Below are 16,067 nucleotides of genomic sequence, written 5' to 3'. Positions count from 1 at the left end.
CCCAGGACCCCACCCCCCAAGCACCCGAACCCCACCCCAACCAAGGCAACAGCTCCACCACACAGACCAACCCCAACCGAGCAACCACCAGTGCCCACCCCCATCCGTGGCCGCCGCCACAACCGCCTCCCGTCCGGCCCAGGACCCGCCAGCCCCTGCCATCGGATCGCCCAGCAGCGCCTCACCAACGCCCGCACGGCGCAGCCTCTGCCCCGGTCGGGGCAGAGGCTGCGCCGTGCGGGCCGAAGCCAACCCCTCAGAGCGGGCAGGGCCCCGGCGCCCCCGACCGGACCTTCGAGGCGGCCAGCGCGGCCGGAGCTACTACGCAAGTAGTGCCACTACTTGCGTAGTGCCGGGCTGCCCGGTCGAAGACCAGGGCGGTGTGGCCAAGGCCGAATGAAGCTGCGCAGGAAGTCGAGCCAGCCGACTTCCAGTGCAGCGGGGAACGGGCGCCGCCAGCACGTGCTAAGGCGATGCGCGGCCGACGTCGGCGGGGAGACGCGGCGAGGGTCGAGGCCAGACCACAGAAGCACTGCGCAGGAAGTCGAGCCAGCCGACTTCCTGCGCAGCGGGGGAACGGGCGCCGCCAGCACGTGCTGAGGCGATGCGGGGCCGGCGTCGGCGGGGTCGAGGCCAGACCACAGAAGCACTGCGCAGGAAGTCGGGCGGGCCGACTTCCTGCGCAGCGAGGCAAAGCGGGTGGATGCCGTCAGTGCGTGGAGAGGTGGTGCGGGGCGGAGGTCGGCGGGGGGACGTGGCGGGGGGTGGGGGGCTGGGGTGGGGTGGGGCGGAGGGGCCACCAGAGGGTGCGGCCGAGGAGGGCGGCGAGGGCGGGGACGACGGCGAGGGAGAGGACGAGGGCGGAGAGCAGGATGCCGACCGTCAGGGAGAAGGCCATCTGCTCGCTGCCCGGGGTGGCGACCAGGGTCGCGAAGGAGCCCGCCAGGACCACGCCCGCCGCGGCGACCGCGGGGGCGGTGTGCCGGACGGCGCGGGCCACGGCGGCCCGGGCGGGGCCGGGGTGGGCCATCTCCTCGCGGATGCGGTCGGTGATGAGGATGTTGTAGTCGGTGCCGAGGGCGACCACGAACAGGAACAGCACCAGCGGCAGCGTGAAGCTGACGCCCGGCCGGTTCAGTCCGTGCTGGAAGAGCAGGGTGGCGGCGCCGAGGGTGGCGGCGAAGCCGAGGCCGACCGCGAGCATCAGCACCACCGGCGCGAGCAGGCTGCGCAGGAGGAGGAGCAGGATCAGCGCGATCAGCCCGGCCGCGACGGGGAAGACCACGGCGAGGTCGTGGTCCACGGCGTCGGCGACGTCGGCGAAGATCGCCGCCGTGCCGCCCACGTGACCGACCGTCCCCGCCGGAGCGTGGGCGGCGACCGCGGCGCGGACCGGTCCGGAGGCGAGGGCGCGGGCGCGGTCGCTCTGCGAGTCGACGTTCAGGGAGACGTCGATCCGCGCGGCCCGGTGGTCGTCGCTGAGGACGGCCGGAGCGACCCGCCCGACGCCCTCGACGCCGCTCAGCGCCTTGGCGAGGCCGTCGAAGCGTCCGGCGTCGAGGGTGGAGCCGTCCTTGGCGACGAGGTAGACGGTCGTCGGGTCGGAGACGCCGGCCGGCAGGGCGCGGGCGATCTCGGCGGCGGTGGCGGCGGCGGGCGTGGAGGAGTCCTCGCCGAGGCTGTAGTCCATCCGGACGCCGACCACCCCGGCGGCCAGCGTGCCGAGCAGCGCGACGGAGGCGGCCAGGACCGCCAGCGGGCGGCGGGCGAGGAAGCGGCCGTACCGGGCGGCGAAGCCCTCGCGGGGTGCGCGGCGCAGGCTGCGGGAGGGCCAGAACATCGCGCGGCCGCAGGCGGCGAGCAGGGCGGGCATCAGGGTGAGGCTGCCGAGCAGCATGACGAGCACGGCGAGGGCGATGGCCGGGCCGAGCGCGCGGAACTGGCCGAAGGAGGCCACGCCCAGGGTGGCGAAGGCGGCGACGATGGTCAGCGCGGCCGAGGTGATCGCGGTGCCGACGCGGCCGGAGACCTCGGCGGCCGCCTCCCGGGCGGGCTGGTCGGGCCGGGAGCGCAGGTGTTCGCGGAAGCGGAAGAGCAGGAACAGCAGGTAGTCGATGCCGATGCCGAGCAGGACGACGGAGATCAGGCTCGGGGTGTTGGCGTCCAGCTTGAGGCCGGTGAGCTCGGCCGCGCCGGCCACCACCCCGCTGGCCGCCGCCCCGATCAGGCCGACCGCCAGCAGCGGCAGCACGGCCGCGAGCGCGCTGCGGAACACCAGCACGTTGAGCAGCACGATCAGGCCCATGACGAGGGCGCCGCCGACGGTCGTGGCGGTCTTGTTGGCTTCGACGGTGTCGGACATCTGGGCCATGGAGCCGGTGAAGCCGGTGCGCATGCCCATCTCGCCGAACTCGGTGCGGGCGCCCTCGCGGAAGTTCTTGTAGACGCCCTGGACGCCCTCCTCGGAGGGGTTGCCGGTCAGTTCGACGGTGAGCAGTTCGAAGCTGCGGTCGGGCGCGGTGGCCGCCGGCGCGATCCGGGGCGTCTGGGAGTGGTCCTTGACGAGGAAGTCGGGCTCGTCCGCCTTCCGGGGCATCTGGACGCGGCGCTTGGCGAGCTTGGCCGCGCCGTCCTCGATCTTCTTCTGGTCGGCGGCGCCCAGCTTCGCGCCGTCGGCCCGGGCGACCAGCACGGTGATGGTCACGGCGTCCGGGCGCACCCCGAAGTTGTCCTCGGCGATGCGCAGCGCGGCGGCCGAGTCGTAGCTCTTCGGCAGGAAGTCCCCGGTCTGGGACTGGGTCACCCGGGGCATCAGCATCGGGCCCAGGAGGCCCAGCCCCATGGCGAGGACGCCCCACAGGGCGATGACCTTCCACGCGTGTCTCGTGGCGAATCCGGTCAGTGCGCGGATCAACGTGTTCCTCCGGCTCGTCGACGCGTACGTCGGCTTCGGCGCCGGGGTTTCCCGGGCCTTCTCCAGACCATCAGTCGAAACGGGGCCGGACGTCCGAGCCGGGGACGATCCGCACCGGGGGCCGGGCTCCCCCGCCGGGGCCGCGACCGGGACCGTGGTCCTGGGTCCGCCCGTGCGGCTTCGGCCGTGGGGACGAGCTGGGGGCCGGCGGGCCGGTGAGAGAATGGGCTGGTCAGAGCCGGTCGGCCGGGAGGGATGAGATGGACGCGCGTGCGCGCCGTGTGTGGGGGCCGATGCCCTGGAGCCAGGCGGACGCCTTGCTGGTGGTCATCGTCACGATGATCGACCTGCTCGGGCACCTGCTCATCGGCCAGGTGGCCGACGGCCACCACGTGACCGTTCCGGGCTTCCTCCTCGTCGCCCTGTCCGCTCTGCCGCTGCTGGCCCGGCAACGGCGCCCGCTGGAGATGCTCGCCGTCGTGCTGGTGATCCAGGCGGCGATCGACCAGTTCGTCCCCACGACCAGCCACTTCGGCGCGGTGCTCACCGTCGCCCTGTACTCGGTCGGCCGGTACCGGCCGCTGCGGGACACGGCGGCGGCCTCGGCCGTGACGACGGTGGTCGTGTCGCTCAGCCAGAGCCACTTCCACCTGCCGTCCTGGGCGGCGGTGTTCTCCACGGTCGCCGCCGCCGTGATGGTCGCCGGCGCGGGGCTCGGCGTCGCGCGGTGGCAGCGCGAGCTGGCGGCCAACCGCCAGCTGCTGGCGGACCGCGCGGTGGCGGACGAACGACGGCGCATCGCACGGGAGTTGCACGACATCGTGGCCCACCACATCACCACCATGCAGCTGATGGCGGGCGGCGCCCGGGCGAACCTGGGCAGGCCGGAGGTGGTCCGGGACTCGCTGGTGACCCTGGAGTCGTCGGGCCGCCTCGCGCTGCGCGAGATGCGCCAGCTGCTGACCGTCCTGCGGGCCGACGACGACGAGCCGGAGCACGCCCCGCCCGCGCCGCAGCCCGGGGCGGAGGACGTCCAGCGGCTGGTGGACGAGTCCTGCCTGGCCGGGCTGCCCACCGAGCTGACCGTGGACGGGCCCCGGCAGCCGCTGCCGCCGACCGTCGGCCTGACGGTGTTCCGGATCGTCCAGGAGGGCCTCACCAACGCCCGTAAGTACGCGGGCTCCGCGCGGGCCGACGTCCGCCTGGCCTACCACCCGGACCGGGTCACGGTGGAGGTGCGCGACGACGGCGGGGGCTCGCCCGCGCCCGAGCCCACCGGCCGGGCCGGCTACGGCCTGGTCGGCATGCGCGAGCGCGTCGCCCTGCACGGCGGCACCCTGGAGGCGGGCCCCCGGCCGGGCGGCGGCTTCACCGTACTGGCCGAACTGCCGCTGACTGCCGCCGAGTCCGCCGAGGCGGCCGTCCAGACCGGGCTGGCGGCCCGGTGAGCGCCGACGCCACGACCCCCGACCCGACGCCCGACCCCAGGACCCCCGACCCGACGCCCGACCCGAGGACCCCCGACCCCAGGACCCCCGACGACATGAGCCCGTACCCCACGGCCCCCGACGCGCCGATCAGGGTGCTCATCGCGGACGACCAGCCGCTCGTGCGGCGCGGCCTGTCGCTGATCCTCTCCCCCGACCCGGCCTTCGAGGTGGTCGGCGAGGCCGAGGACGGCGAGCGGGCCGTCGCCGCCGCCCTGCGGCTGCGCCCCGACGTCGTGGTGATGGACATCCGGATGCCCGTCCTGGACGGCGTCGGCGCGACGGCCGAGCTGGCCCGGGCCCTGCCCGACTGCCGGGTGCTGGCGCTCAGCACCTTCGACATGGACGAGTACGTGGTGGCCGCGCTGCGCGCCGGCGCCCACGGGTTCCTGCCCAAGGACGTCTCCCCGGAGGAGCTGGCCACGGCGATCCGCACCGTCCACGCCGGGGAGGCGGCCGTCGCCCCGCGTCTGCTCACCCGGCTGATCTCCGCCTACGTCCGGGCGCCCGCCCCGGCGCCGGAGCCGCCGGCGGTCGTCTGCCGGGCCGAGCTGACGCCCCGCGAGGCGGAGGTGTGGCGGCTGATGGCCACCGGGCTGGACAACGCGGCGATCGCGCTGGCCATGGAGATCAGCCAGTCGACGGTGAAGAACCACATCACCAGCCTGTTCGGCAAGCTCGACGTCCGCGACCGCGCCCAGGCCGTCATCGCCGCCTACGAGACGGGCCTGGTCACCGCGCGTTCGTCGTGAGGCGCGCCTCCCGTCTCCGCCCCGAATCCAGGAAACCCGTCCCCCCGGTGTTGATCTAGAGCGCACTCCAACACCTAGCCTCGGTCCGTCCGCGCATCGGGACGGCCCGAACGGCCCGATCCCGACGGGCTGTCGTAACGGATCGCAACAACGGGGAGACATCATGAGCGTTTGGTTCGTCACCGGGGCCTCGCGGGGCCTCGGCGCGGAGATCACCCGCCAGGCGCTGGAGCGCGGCCACAGCGTGATCGCCACGGCGCGGGACGCCTCCGCCGTACTCGCCGCGCACCCGCGGCCGGACGCCCTGCTGGCGGCGGAGGCGGACGTGACCGACCCGGAGCAGCTGGCCGCCGCCGTGGAGGCGGGGCTGGCCCGGTTCGGCCGGATCGACGTCGTCGTCAACAACGCCGGCTACGGCCTGCTCGGCGCGGTGGAGGAGAGCTCGGACGAGGCGGTGCGCGCCCTGTTCGACGTCAACGTGTTCGGCGTCCTCAACACCCTGCGGGCGACCCTGCCCACCCTGCGCGCCCAGCGCTCCGGGCACGTCCTCAACATCGGCTCCGTGGCCGGTTTCGCCACTGCCCCGGGGGCGGGGCTGTACGGCGCCTCGAAGTTCGCCGTCGAGGGCATCTCGGAGGCGCTGCACGGCGAACTCGCCCCGCTCGGAGTCCGCGTCACGATCGTCGAACCGGGCGGCTTCCGTACGGACTTCCTGAGCCCCTCCAGTCTGCGCGTCGAGCCGGCCGACATCGCCGACTACGTCGAGGGGACGGGCCCGGTGCGCAAGGCGATGGCCGACTACGACGGCCGCCAGCCGGGCGACCCGGTGAAGGTCGCCAAGGCCGTCCTCGACGTCACCGAGGCCCAGGAGCCGCCCCTGCGGCTGCAGTTGGGCACGGACGCGGTCGAGCGGATCGAGGCGAAGCTGAACCGCGTCCGCGAGGAGCTCGACCGGTGGCGGCACGTGGCGCTCTCCACCTCCTTCTGAGCGAGTTCCGACGATCGGCCGCCGGCCCCGCGGGACGCCGGTCAGGTCCGGCGGGAGATGACCATGAGGTAGTCGCAGGGGGCGTCCGTCGGGTTGGCGAAGCCGTGGTCGGCGTCGGCCTGGAGGAAGAGGGAGTCGCCGGTCCCGAGGGTCTCGACGATTCCGCCGACGGCGACGGTGAGGGTGCCGGAGAGGACCACGAGCTGCTTCTCGGTGCCCGGCGGGGAGGCGGGGAGCAGGCCCAGGGAGACGCGGGCGGGGAGGTGGTGGACGATCAGCTCGGGGCCGCCCGCGCCCGGGGCGGCGGAGAGCATGTGCCGTTCGAAGCCGGTCTCCGGGTCTCGGAAGACGGGGCGTTCGCGCTTGCGCAGGACGACGGCGACGCCGGACGCGGCGGCGGCCGGTGCGCCGATCAGGTCCGAGAGGGAGGCGTCGAGGGCCTGGGCGATCCGCGACGCGACGCCGATCGTGGGGCTCTTCTCGCCGCGTTCGACCTTGGACAGCATCGCGCGGCTGACGGCCGACCGTACGGAGAGCTGCTCCAGCGTCAGGCCGGCCTCCTCACGCAGCCGCCGCACGTTGCCGCCGAACGCGCCGGCCAGTTGGTCGTCGCCGTCGCCGTGATGCGGTCCGGTCACCGTGTTCCTCGATCCTCGAATGCCCCGCTGCTGATCGCCCAGTGTAGTGTTTCTCCCATAGGAGACAGAGTCTTCCATCGAAGACGCTACGGAGGGGGTTCCATGCGTGTGATCTCGAGTGGCCGGCACCATGCCGTGTTCGCCTTCGGCGACCTGCGGGTCGTCTCGCTGCGGGACGGGTACATCGACATGCCGCCGACCCGGCTGCGCGGCGAGGACGGATGCGCGCTCGACGCGCTGCCGCCCGCCGTCCCCCTGGTCGGCGGCAACCTGCGACTGGCGGTCAACGCCTTCTTCGTCACCGACGGCACGCGCTCCCTGCTCATCGACACCGGCGCCTCCGACAACTGGCACGTCCCGAGCATGGGGCTGATCTACCGGGCGCTCGACGAGGCGGGGATCGACCGCGCGCTCATCACCGACGTCGCCATCACCCACGACCACGAGGACCACGTCAGCGGCCTGGTCATGCCCGGCGGTTCGGAGGCGTTCGCCGGGCTGGAGCGCGTCTGGATCGGCGCGGGCGACGCCCCGGTGTTCACCGAACCGCGACTGGCACCGCTGCGCGACCGGGTCGTCCCCGTGACCGAGCGGGTCGCGATCAACGACTGGGCCACCGCCGTCCCCACGCCGGGCCACACCCCCGGCCATACCGTGTACGAGATCACCGGCGACGCCGGCCGCCTCCTCGTCTGGGGCGACACCGTCCACGTCCCCACGCTCCAGTTCGAACGGCCGCGGGTGGCCTGGGAGTTCGACGGCGACCAGTCCGGGGCCCGATCCGCGCGAGCGGCCCTCCTCGAACAGCTGACCCTGCCGGACCACTTCGTCGCGGGCGCTCACCTCGACTCCCCCGGCATCGCCCGCGTGAGCCCGTCCGGCGACGGCTACGCGCTGGAGTACCTGGCACCCACGATCGGCTGACCGCACCCCGAGGTCCGGGGCCGCGTCGCCAGGTTGGTCCGCGGACCGGGCCGCTACGCTTCCCGGATGCCGTACGAGCTCGACGCCGTCATCGGGCGGTTCGACCTGTTGAGGAGCCGGGCCGCCGGGGTGCCGGGCGCAGGCGTCGCCCCGCTGCCGCAGGGCCTGGGGCTGGTGCCCGTCACGCAACGGCTGCTCGAGGAGCGGCCCTTGGATCACTGGTCGCAGGGTGGGACGGTCGCGCACGTGGAGGCGCGGTTCCACGGCGGCCTCGGCCACCAGGGCGCCTCGGTGTGGCGCTCCGGGGAGCAGGTGTGAGGGCCGGTCCGCACCCGGGACTTCGGCGGGCCCCGGGAGAGCTGGCCGATCAATACGGCGCTGGCCCTGCTCGGTGTCGCCCCGGGCGCCTGCGGCCGGGACTTCTTCCTGGAGGCCGGTCTGGGCCGGGAGCAGGACATGGAGGGCTGGCGGGAGGCCGCCCGGTGGGCGGGGAGCTACGAGCAGTGGCACGCGGAACAGGAGCGGGCCGCGCTGGCCGCCGCGGAGTTCGAGCGGCGCGAGCGGCTCCGCGACGTCCCGGTGGCGCTGGACGGCAGGGCGATCATGGCCCTGCTGGGCCTGCCGCCGGGCCCCCTGGTCGGCGCGGCCATGCGCCACCTCCAGGATCTGCGGCTCGAACACGGCCCACTGTCCCCGGAGGAGGCCTCCACCCGGCTGCGCGCCTGGGCCGCCGGCGAGCACCGGAGATCCTGAACCCACCGACGCCCGTCAGGCGGAGGCCACCGCCGCCGCGGGGCCCGTGACGGTGTCGCGGTCGCGGGCGGCCCAGCGGGCGACCGGGCCCATGGCGTAGCCGGCGGCGAGGAAGACGGCGCCGAAGACCAGCCAGCCCGCCAGGCCCCCGTCGAGCAGGAGGGAGGTGAGCAGGAGCGGGCCGACGGTGCGGGCGACGGCGACGCCGGTGTTGAAGAAGCCCTGGTACTGCCCGATGCGCTCCGGCGGGGCGAGGTCGAAGCTCAGCTGCCAGGAGCCGGCGGACTGGCGCATCTCGCCCACGACCTGGAGCGTCGCCCCGGCGACCAGGAGCGCGCCGATGGCCCACACCGGGACGTCCAGCGCGGAGAGGCCGCAGACCGCGCAGGACAGCAGGAGCAGCACCCCGGCCGAGCGGACGGCCCGCACGGCCGAGTCGAGGCCGTCCACGTCGCGCGCCGCGCGGACCTGGAAGAGCAGCACCGCACCGGTGTTGAGCACGAACAGGGCCGATCCGAGCCAGCCGAGGCCCGGTGCCCGCTGGGCGATCCAGAGGGGGAAGATCAGGCTGAGCAGCGGCATCCGCAGCAGCAGCACGGTGTTGACGAGGGTGACGGCGGCGTAGCGGCGGTCGCGCAGGACGGCCAGGCGCTGTCCGGGGCGCGGGCCGGTGCCCGACTCGGCCTCGGCGGGCGGGACTTCGGGCAGCCGGCGCAGCAGCAGCGCGCCGGCGAGCAGGCCGAGGACGGTGACGACGAACGCGCCGAGGTAGGCGTCGCGGGTGCCGATGGTGAGGGCGATGCCGCCGATGGCGGCGCCGACGGCCAGGCCGCCGTTGAGGGTGGACTGGAGGTGGGCGAGCAGTGCGGTGCGTTCGGCGCGCGGGACGAGCCCGGCGACGAGCGCCTGGCGGGCGGCGGTCAGGCCGGACTGGGCGGTGGCGTAGAGGGAGACGGCGAGCAGGAACGGCAGGTAGGAGCGGATCACCAGGAAGGCGGCGGCGACGACGGCCGCGGCGAGCGCGAGGGCGAAGGCCGTACGGCGGGGGCCGCGGCGGTCGGCGAGGTGGCCGAGGGGGACTCCGGCGATCGAGCCGATGGCCCAGCCGACGGCGAGTCCGGCGCCGAGGGCGGTGGCCGACATGCCGACGACGCGGGTGAAGTAGAGGGCGGAGCAGGTGTAGTAGGCGCCGTCGCCGACCGCGCTCGCCAGTTGCGCGGCGGCGAGGGTGCGTTGGGGCCCGGCGGGTGGCAGCAGGGCGAAGCGGGCGGGGCGGGGCTCGGACACGTCTCTCCTGTCGACTTCCGGGTGCGGGCCGCGGCGTGCGCCACGGCCGCGCGGCGTGCGCGCCGACTGCGGGGCGCGGGCCGCGGTTTCGCTACCCTTCGCGGTGACGCTCACCACCCGGTGGCGGCGTCATGCCAAGACTAGGCGCAGAGTGGACCGGCCGACAGATCCAGTGATCTTGAATTTCCCTGGGCCATTTCCGGCCTCCGCCGCACCGCTGGGCGAGCGCTGAACTCCCGTACGAGCAGCTGGCGTTGCCTGCCATCGACCCCGGAAGCGCCCCCGCCCGTACCGCCGAAGCGCCGTCCGTACCCGCTCCGAACGGGCCCTCGCGGGGGCCGGATTCCCGCTCCTCGGAGCAAACTTGGCCGTGTTGACCGGCCTGTGGAGCGCTCCTATGCTCAACGGCGTTCGCGATCCGCCTCCGGGCCCTGGGCCGTCACGCCCGCCCGATCCGGCGCCGTCACCGGCTCGAAGGGTTTCCTCCCATCAGCACCTCCATCGCGCCCTCGGACTCCAGCGGCCGCCCCGACGCCGACGCCCCCAACGGCAGTGCCCCCGGCGGCAACACCCCCGCCGCCAACGCCCCGGGCGAGCCCGTCACCACCGGCCGCCGACGCTTCCTCACCTACCTGCTGGCCGCGCCCACCCTCACCGTCGCCGCCCGCCTCGGCCTGGACGCCGCCGCGCCCGCCCGCGCCCACGCCGCCGTACGGAACGCGGCCGGTGCCGCCGCGGGAACGGCCGCCGCCAAGGACGCGGCGCCCTCGCAGCTGCTCGGCCTGCCCGGCATCCCGGACATCCTCGACCTCGGCGACGCGATGATCCTCGCGGGCCTGCCGACCTCGCACCTGCTGGTGCTCGAAGTCACCGCCGCCGGACGGGCCGTGCTCCACCTGCCCCGCCTGGAGGTCGGCCAGGGCCTCACCACCGCGATGGCCATGCTCGTCGCCGAGGAACTCGACGCCAGGCTCACCGACGTGGACGTGCCGCTCTCCGACGGCCGCCCCGAACTGCTCTTCAACCAGCTCACCGGCGGCTCCAACTCCGTACGCTCCCTGTACGATCCGGTGCGCGCCGCGGCCGCCGCCGCCCGCGCCCGGCTGGTCACCGCCGCCGCCGACCGCTGGAACCTCCCCGCCTCCGGGCTGCGCACCGCCGACTCCACCGTGATCGCCCCGGACGGGCGCACCGCCGGCTTCGGCGAACTCGCCGCCGACGCCGCCACGGTGGCCGTCCCCGCCGTGCCCACCACGCCCAAGCCCGCCGACCAGCGGCGCCTGGTCGGCAGGCCCACCGGCCGCATCGACGCCCGGGACATCGTCACCGGCCGCGCCCAGTACGCCGGAGACCTCCAGATCCCGGGCGCCGTGCCCACCGTCGTCGCCCGGCCGACCACCATCAACGGCACCCTCAGGTCCCTGGACGCCACGGCCGCCCGCGCCATGCCCGGGGTGATCGGTGTCGTACAGATCCCCACCGGCGTCGCCGTCCTCGCCGAGACCTTCTACCAGGCGCTCAAGGCCAGGGACGCGCTGCGCCTGGCCTGGAACCCGGGCCCGGTCGCCCAGCTGTCCACCCCCGACATCCAGCGCAAACTGCGCGACGCCCACCTGCCGTTCCTCATCCCGCCGCTGCTCACCCAGTACCTCGACGGCGAGTTCGACTTCGCGTTCGTCAACCACGCCCCGATGGAGGTCCTCACCGCCGTCGCCGACGTACGGCCCGGCCGGGCCGAGCTGTGGTTCGCCTCGCAGTCGCCGATCATCGCCCAGCAGAGCATCGCCGCCGAGCTCGGCCTGCCGCAGGACGCGGTGACCGTCCACGTGGTGCGCGGCGGCGGCTCCTTCGGCCGCCGCCTCTTCTTCGACGCCGCGCTCGAGGCCGCTCAGATCTCCAAGGCCGCCGGCCGCCCGGTCAAGCTGATGTGGACCCGCAACGACGACATGCGCCACGGCCGGATGCGCCCCGCCAGCCACCACCGCATCCGCGCCACCTACGGGCTCCTCGGCCAGGTCGTCAGCTGGGAGCACCGCGCCGCCACCGTGCAGACCGACCTGCGCCACGGCCTCGGCGAGGCGCTCACCGCCGCCGGGTTCAGCCTCTCCCTCGCCGGGATCAGCCTCGCCCAGGCGTTCTTCCTGCTCACCGAGAAGAACCCGTACGACGTCGGCATCCCCACCCAGCTCCTCGCCGAGGTGCCGCTGGACGTGCACACCGGCAGCTGGCGCTCGGTCTACTCGGGCATGGTCCGGGTCGCCGACGAGATCATGATGGACGAGCTCGCCCGCCGGATGGGCCAGGACGAACTGGCGTTCCGCCTCACCCGGGTCCGCGACGCGGCCGGGCGCACGGTGCTCAGCACCCTCGCCCAGAAGGGCGGTTGGGGCCGCCCGATGGCCCCGGGCACGGCCCAGGGCATCGGCTACCACGACGAGAACGGCGGCCGGGCCGCCTACCTCGTCGAACTGGACGCCACCGACCGGGCCAACCCCCGCGTCACCAGGGCCGTCGCCGTGGCCGACGTCGGCCAGCCCATCAACCCCCGGGGCCTGGAGGCCCAGCTGACCGGCGCGCTGATCGACGGCATCTCGGTGATCCTCCAGGCGGGCAACCACATCGACAACGGCGCGGTCCGGGAAGGCAGTTACGCCGACTTCCGCTACGCCAAGCAGCAGAACACCCCGCCCTCGGTGGAGATCCACATTCTGCCGCCGAGCGGACCGCCCGGCGGCGCGGGCGAGCTGGGCGTCCCGGCCGCCTCCGCCGCCGTCGCCAACGCCTACGCGCGGGCGACGGGCACCAGCCCGCGCTCCTTCCCGATCAGCTTCTAAGGACCCGCCCCGATGCCCACCCACACCTTCGTCCTCAACGGGCGGTCCGTCACCGTCGAGGCCCCCGACGACATGCCGCTGCTCTGGGTCCTGCGCGACAAGCTCGGCGTCACCGGCCCCAAGTACGGCTGCGGCGTCGGCGTCTGCCGCGCCTGCACCAGCCACCTCGACGGCCAGGAGTTCCAGCCCTGCACCCGCACCGTCAAGGACTGCGAGGGCCACACCGTCACCACCATCGAGGGCCTCGCCGACGGCGACACCCTCCACCCCGTCCAGGAAGCCTGGCTCGCCTGCGACGTCGCCCAGTGCGGCTTCTGCCAGCCGGGCCAGATCATGACCGCCGCCGCCCTCCTGCGCCGCACCCCCGACCCGACGGACGCGGACATCGACCAGATCCAGAACATCTGCCGCTGCGGCACCTACCCCCGCATCCGCCAGGCCATCAAGCAGGCCGCCGCAGCCACCCGCCCGACGACTCCCTGACGGCGCCCCGGCCGTCCGTCACTACGTCCGCAGTGGCACTACGCGAGTAGTGACACTGCGGACGTAGTGCCACTACTCGCGTAGTGCCGGGGTCCCGCGCAGCGGCGCGTGCGCCCCTCAGGCGTCGTGAGCGGGCCAGTGGGGATCCCGGCCGAAGAAGGCGGCGAGCCGGTCGTACGCCGGGGCGTCCTCCGGGGCCTCCACCTCGGGGCCGAAGGCGTGGTGCTCCGCCTCGGCGCCGCGGAACTCGGGCTTCAGTGCGCCGTGCGCCCAGGCGAGGGCGGCGATGGCGACCTCGTGGTCCAGGCCCTCGGTGGACTGGGCGGTCGCGCGGGCCAGGTCCCAGGCGTGGACGGCGAACTCGGCCGTCTGCTGGTCCAGCGCGGCCCCGGCGGACGCCGCGCCGGCCGTGCGCCAGGCCGCGACCAGGCGCTCCGCCCCCGCTTCGAAGACGTGCAGCCACTCCTCCTCCACCCGTTCGAAGGGCTGCGACCAGTCCGGCTGCCCACCCTCGGCCCGGACGGTGAACTGCCGCAGGTCGTGCAGCAGATGACTGATCAGATCCGCGACGTCCCAGGAGGCGCAGGGCGTCGGATGCTCCGCCAGTTCCACGCCCGCACCGTCGATCACCCCGGCGGTCTGCGCGAGCGCCCGGGAGAGCAGCCCGGTCGGGCCGTCCACTGCGGTCATGGCACGCACCTCTCGATCGGCGGGTTCGAACCCGGCCGATCGTAAGCGGTCCACCCGCCTTCACCTGCGACGAAGCGCAAGTTGAACATGTTCTATTTTCCTCCCATGATCAGCGCACCAAGCAATCGGGAGGACCAGCGATGAGCCGGAGAGCATCACGACCATGGGCACTCGGCGGCGCAACCGTCCTGCCGGCCGCGCTGTGCGCGTGCGCCGGCCCGGGCCAGTACGTCGACGGCACCGGGCTGCACGACGCGGCCGCCCCTCGGGGGCGGCCGCTCGATACACCGGGGAGGCGGTCAGACCGTCAGGGTCTGGCCCGGGAAGATCAGGTCCGGGTCGGCGCCGATGACACCGGTGTTCCGGCCGTAGAGGCTGTCGGTGTCGGTGCCGAACTTGGCGGCGATGTCGCTCAGCGTGTCACCGCTCCTGACGGTGTAGCTGCCGCCGCCGGTGTTGGTCGTGACGGGAGCCGGGGCGGGTGCGGCGGGCGCCTGCGGCTCGGCCTTCGGCTCGCCGGCGGCCTCGGACGCGCCGGGGGCCTGCGGCGCCTTGGCCGGCTTGGCTGCCTTGGCCGGCTTGGCCGCTGCCTTGGCCGCCGCCTTGGGCGCAGGGGCGGCCTTCGGCGCCTCCGGCGCCGCTTCCGAGGTGTCGACGGCGGCCGGGGCCCCGCCCTTGCTCAGGCCCGCCTTCTTCGAGCACACGGGCCAGGCCGCCGGCCCCTGCGAGGCGAGTACGCGCTCGGCGACGGCGATCTGCTGCGCCTTGCTCGCCCGGTCGGCCCGCGGGGCGTACGCGGTGCCGCCGTACGCGGCCCAGGTGGAGGGCGAGAACTGCAGTCCGCCCTGGAAACCGTTTCCGGTGTTGATGCCCCAGTCGCCGCCGCTCTCGCACTGGGCGACGGCGTCCCAGGTGGAGGCGGGGGCCGCGGAGGCCGAGGTGGCCGTGACGAGGCCGGTCACCGGCAGGACCGCGACGGCGGCTCCCGCGATGACCGCCAACCGTACGCGGTTGCGCTTGGTGACGGTGGTGGAGGTGACAGCGGCGTTCTCGTGACGGTGAGTCATGAAGGTCCTCTCGGCAAACCCCGGGCGGGCAGCCGGAACCAGGCCCGGGACATGGGCCGCTCGGTTCCGTTCGCCGCACTCGTCGGGCGGCCGGACACGTGTCGGACGTGCCGTGCCGCCCCGGCCACCACCACTCGCCGGCGAACTGACGACCTGTTGCTGCCCGTGCGGGCCGGTCGCGTCGGCGGGCACGGCCCTCGCGCCGGGGGTCAGTCGGCGGGCCGTGCGTCGGGGTGAACCCGGGTGGCGCTCGTTGCGCCGCCCAAGAAGCTACGGGCCACCCCGGGGCGCGGCAAGCAATTCTTGGTCGTCGCAGGTCAGTTGACTGTTACCGGCGGTATCGATCAAGAAACGACGCCCGGTTCGACCGGATTTGACGGCATTTCAAAGATCACCCGATCAATTTCCGTGCCCTCGCTCACACCTCTCCGCCCACGAGTGCGCCCACACTCCCCACGCACCGCGACGGTGGACTGACACACCGTCACCGGTAAAGCCGGAGTTCCCGCCTCCGCGAGGCCGTGAAGTGGCGTGCGCCACACCGACTACTCTCCGCAGTCGCACGACTACCCCGGACTACCGCCCGCCCAGCTCCGCGTCCCGGGCCAGCAGCGCCGCCTGCACCCGGTTCTCGCACCCCAGCTTGGCGAGGATGCGGCTGACGTACGTCTTCACCGTCGCCTCGCTCATGTGGATGCGCGCCCCCGCGTCCGCGTTGGAGAGCCCCTCGCCCAGCAGCTCCAGCACCTCCAGCTCCCGCCCGGTGAGCGCCTCCAGCCGCCGCCGGGCCTCCGCCGCCCGGGTGGCCGCCGAGGAGCCGCGCCCCGCCGCCAGCGAGTCGACGATGTGCCGGGTGGCCGCCGGGGACAGGAAGGCGTTGCCGCCGGCCGCCGCCCGGACGGCCTGGATCAGTTCACCCGGCGCGGTGTCCTTGAGCAGGAAGCCGGCGCCGCCCTCGGTGACGGCGCGCAGGACGTTCTCACGCTCCCCGAAGGTGGTGAGGACGATGGCACGCGCCCCGGGCGCGACCCTCGCGAGCTCCCCGAGCGCCGTCAGCCCGTCCATCACCGGCATCTGGATGTCCAGCAGCACCACGTCCACCCGGTGCGCCCGGGCGAGTTCCAGCGCCTCCCGGCCGTCCGAGGCCTCGGCGACCACCTCGATGTCGTCGGCGGAGCCGAGGATCATCCTGATCCCCGCCCGGATCAGCGGCTCGTCGTCGGCGACGAGGACTCGGATCACAGCTGGCC

The 16,067-nt window shown here is 74.3% G+C and carries 14 protein-coding genes; 8 read left to right on the top strand and 6 right to left on the bottom strand.

Going from position 1 to position 16,067, the window contains the following annotated elements:
- Window positions 1-709 precede the first annotated feature (709 nt).
- The gene (locus tag ACIBCA_RS26845; RefSeq protein WP_396285563.1) at window positions 710-2,914 is read right to left on the bottom strand and encodes an MMPL family transporter; all 2,205 of its coding nucleotides are present in this window, start codon (window positions 2,912-2,914) and stop codon (window positions 710-712) included.
- A 293-nt stretch (window positions 2,915-3,207) separates the two neighbouring features.
- On the opposite strand from ACIBCA_RS26845, the gene ACIBCA_RS26840 reads away from it, so the two are divergent.
- From ACIBCA_RS26840 to ACIBCA_RS26830, 3 genes are all read left to right on the top strand, one after another.
- The gene (locus ACIBCA_RS26840) at window positions 3,208-4,362 is read left to right on the top strand and encodes a sensor histidine kinase (RefSeq protein WP_396285562.1); all 1,155 of its coding nucleotides are present in this window, start codon (window positions 3,208-3,210) and stop codon (window positions 4,360-4,362) included.
- 95 nt (window positions 4,363-4,457) lie between these two features.
- Window positions 4,458-5,153: a response regulator gene (locus ACIBCA_RS26835; RefSeq protein ID WP_396285727.1), complete on the top strand. Its 696-nt coding sequence runs from the start codon at window positions 4,458-4,460 to the stop codon at window positions 5,151-5,153.
- 163 nt (window positions 5,154-5,316) lie between these two features.
- The gene (locus ACIBCA_RS26830; RefSeq protein ID WP_396285561.1) at window positions 5,317-6,141 is read left to right on the top strand and encodes an oxidoreductase; all 825 of its coding nucleotides are present in this window, start codon (window positions 5,317-5,319) and stop codon (window positions 6,139-6,141) included.
- 41 nt (window positions 6,142-6,182) lie between these two features.
- Here the strand turns inward: ACIBCA_RS26830 and ACIBCA_RS26825 are convergent, their stop codons facing one another.
- Entirely contained in the window at window positions 6,183-6,779 is a 597-nt protein-coding gene (locus ACIBCA_RS26825; protein WP_396285560.1) for a helix-turn-helix domain-containing protein, read from the bottom strand.
- Between the two features lie 102 nt (window positions 6,780-6,881).
- Between ACIBCA_RS26825 and ACIBCA_RS26820 the strand changes: the two genes are divergently transcribed.
- From ACIBCA_RS26820 to ACIBCA_RS26810, 3 genes are all read left to right on the top strand, one after another.
- Window positions 6,882-7,703 (top strand): MBL fold metallo-hydrolase, encoded by an 822-nt coding sequence (locus ACIBCA_RS26820; protein WP_396285559.1) that lies wholly within the window; start codon window positions 6,882-6,884, stop codon window positions 7,701-7,703.
- A gap of 66 nt (window positions 7,704-7,769) precedes the next feature.
- Window positions 7,770-8,021: a hypothetical protein gene (locus ACIBCA_RS26815; RefSeq protein WP_396285558.1), complete on the top strand. Its 252-nt coding sequence runs from the start codon at window positions 7,770-7,772 to the stop codon at window positions 8,019-8,021.
- 138 nt (window positions 8,022-8,159) lie between these two features.
- A complete protein-coding gene (locus tag ACIBCA_RS26810; RefSeq protein WP_396285557.1) occupies window positions 8,160-8,456 on the top strand; it encodes a hypothetical protein in 297 nt (98 codons plus the stop codon).
- 15 nt (window positions 8,457-8,471) lie between these two features.
- Here ACIBCA_RS26810 and ACIBCA_RS26805 read toward each other — a convergent pair whose 3' ends face one another.
- Entirely contained in the window at window positions 8,472-9,743 is a 1,272-nt protein-coding gene (locus ACIBCA_RS26805) for an MFS transporter (RefSeq protein WP_396285556.1), read from the bottom strand.
- A gap of 821 nt (window positions 9,744-10,564) precedes the next feature.
- Here ACIBCA_RS26805 and ACIBCA_RS26800 point away from each other — a divergent pair.
- Window positions 10,565-12,577 (top strand): molybdopterin cofactor-binding domain-containing protein, encoded by a 2,013-nt coding sequence (locus tag ACIBCA_RS26800; protein ID WP_396285555.1) that lies wholly within the window; start codon window positions 10,565-10,567, stop codon window positions 12,575-12,577.
- A gap of 12 nt (window positions 12,578-12,589) precedes the next feature.
- Window positions 12,590-13,060, top strand: coding sequence for a (2Fe-2S)-binding protein (locus ACIBCA_RS26795; RefSeq protein ID WP_396285554.1), 471 nt, complete (start codon window positions 12,590-12,592; stop codon window positions 13,058-13,060).
- A 117-nt stretch (window positions 13,061-13,177) separates the two neighbouring features.
- Here ACIBCA_RS26795 and ACIBCA_RS26790 read toward each other — a convergent pair whose 3' ends face one another.
- The 3 genes from ACIBCA_RS26790 to ACIBCA_RS26780 form a co-directional block, all read right to left on the bottom strand.
- Complete coding sequence (locus tag ACIBCA_RS26790) at window positions 13,178-13,750, bottom strand: TIGR03086 family metal-binding protein (RefSeq protein WP_396285553.1); 573 nt, start codon at window positions 13,748-13,750, stop codon at window positions 13,178-13,180.
- Window positions 13,751-14,049: 299 nt separating this feature from the next.
- Window positions 14,050-14,817, bottom strand: coding sequence for a transglycosylase family protein (locus ACIBCA_RS26785; protein WP_396285552.1), 768 nt, complete (start codon window positions 14,815-14,817; stop codon window positions 14,050-14,052).
- Between the two features lie 576 nt (window positions 14,818-15,393).
- The gene (locus tag ACIBCA_RS26780) at window positions 15,394-16,059 is read right to left on the bottom strand and encodes a response regulator (protein ID WP_396285551.1); all 666 of its coding nucleotides are present in this window, start codon (window positions 16,057-16,059) and stop codon (window positions 15,394-15,396) included.
- Between the last annotated feature and the right edge of the window lie 8 nt (window positions 16,060-16,067).

The sequence above is a fragment of the Kitasatospora sp. NPDC051170 genome (assembly GCF_044455705.1).
Taxonomy (GTDB): Bacteria; Actinomycetota; Actinomycetes; order Streptomycetales; family Streptomycetaceae; genus Kitasatospora.
This window is presented reverse-complemented; position numbering and strand designations above follow the sequence as displayed.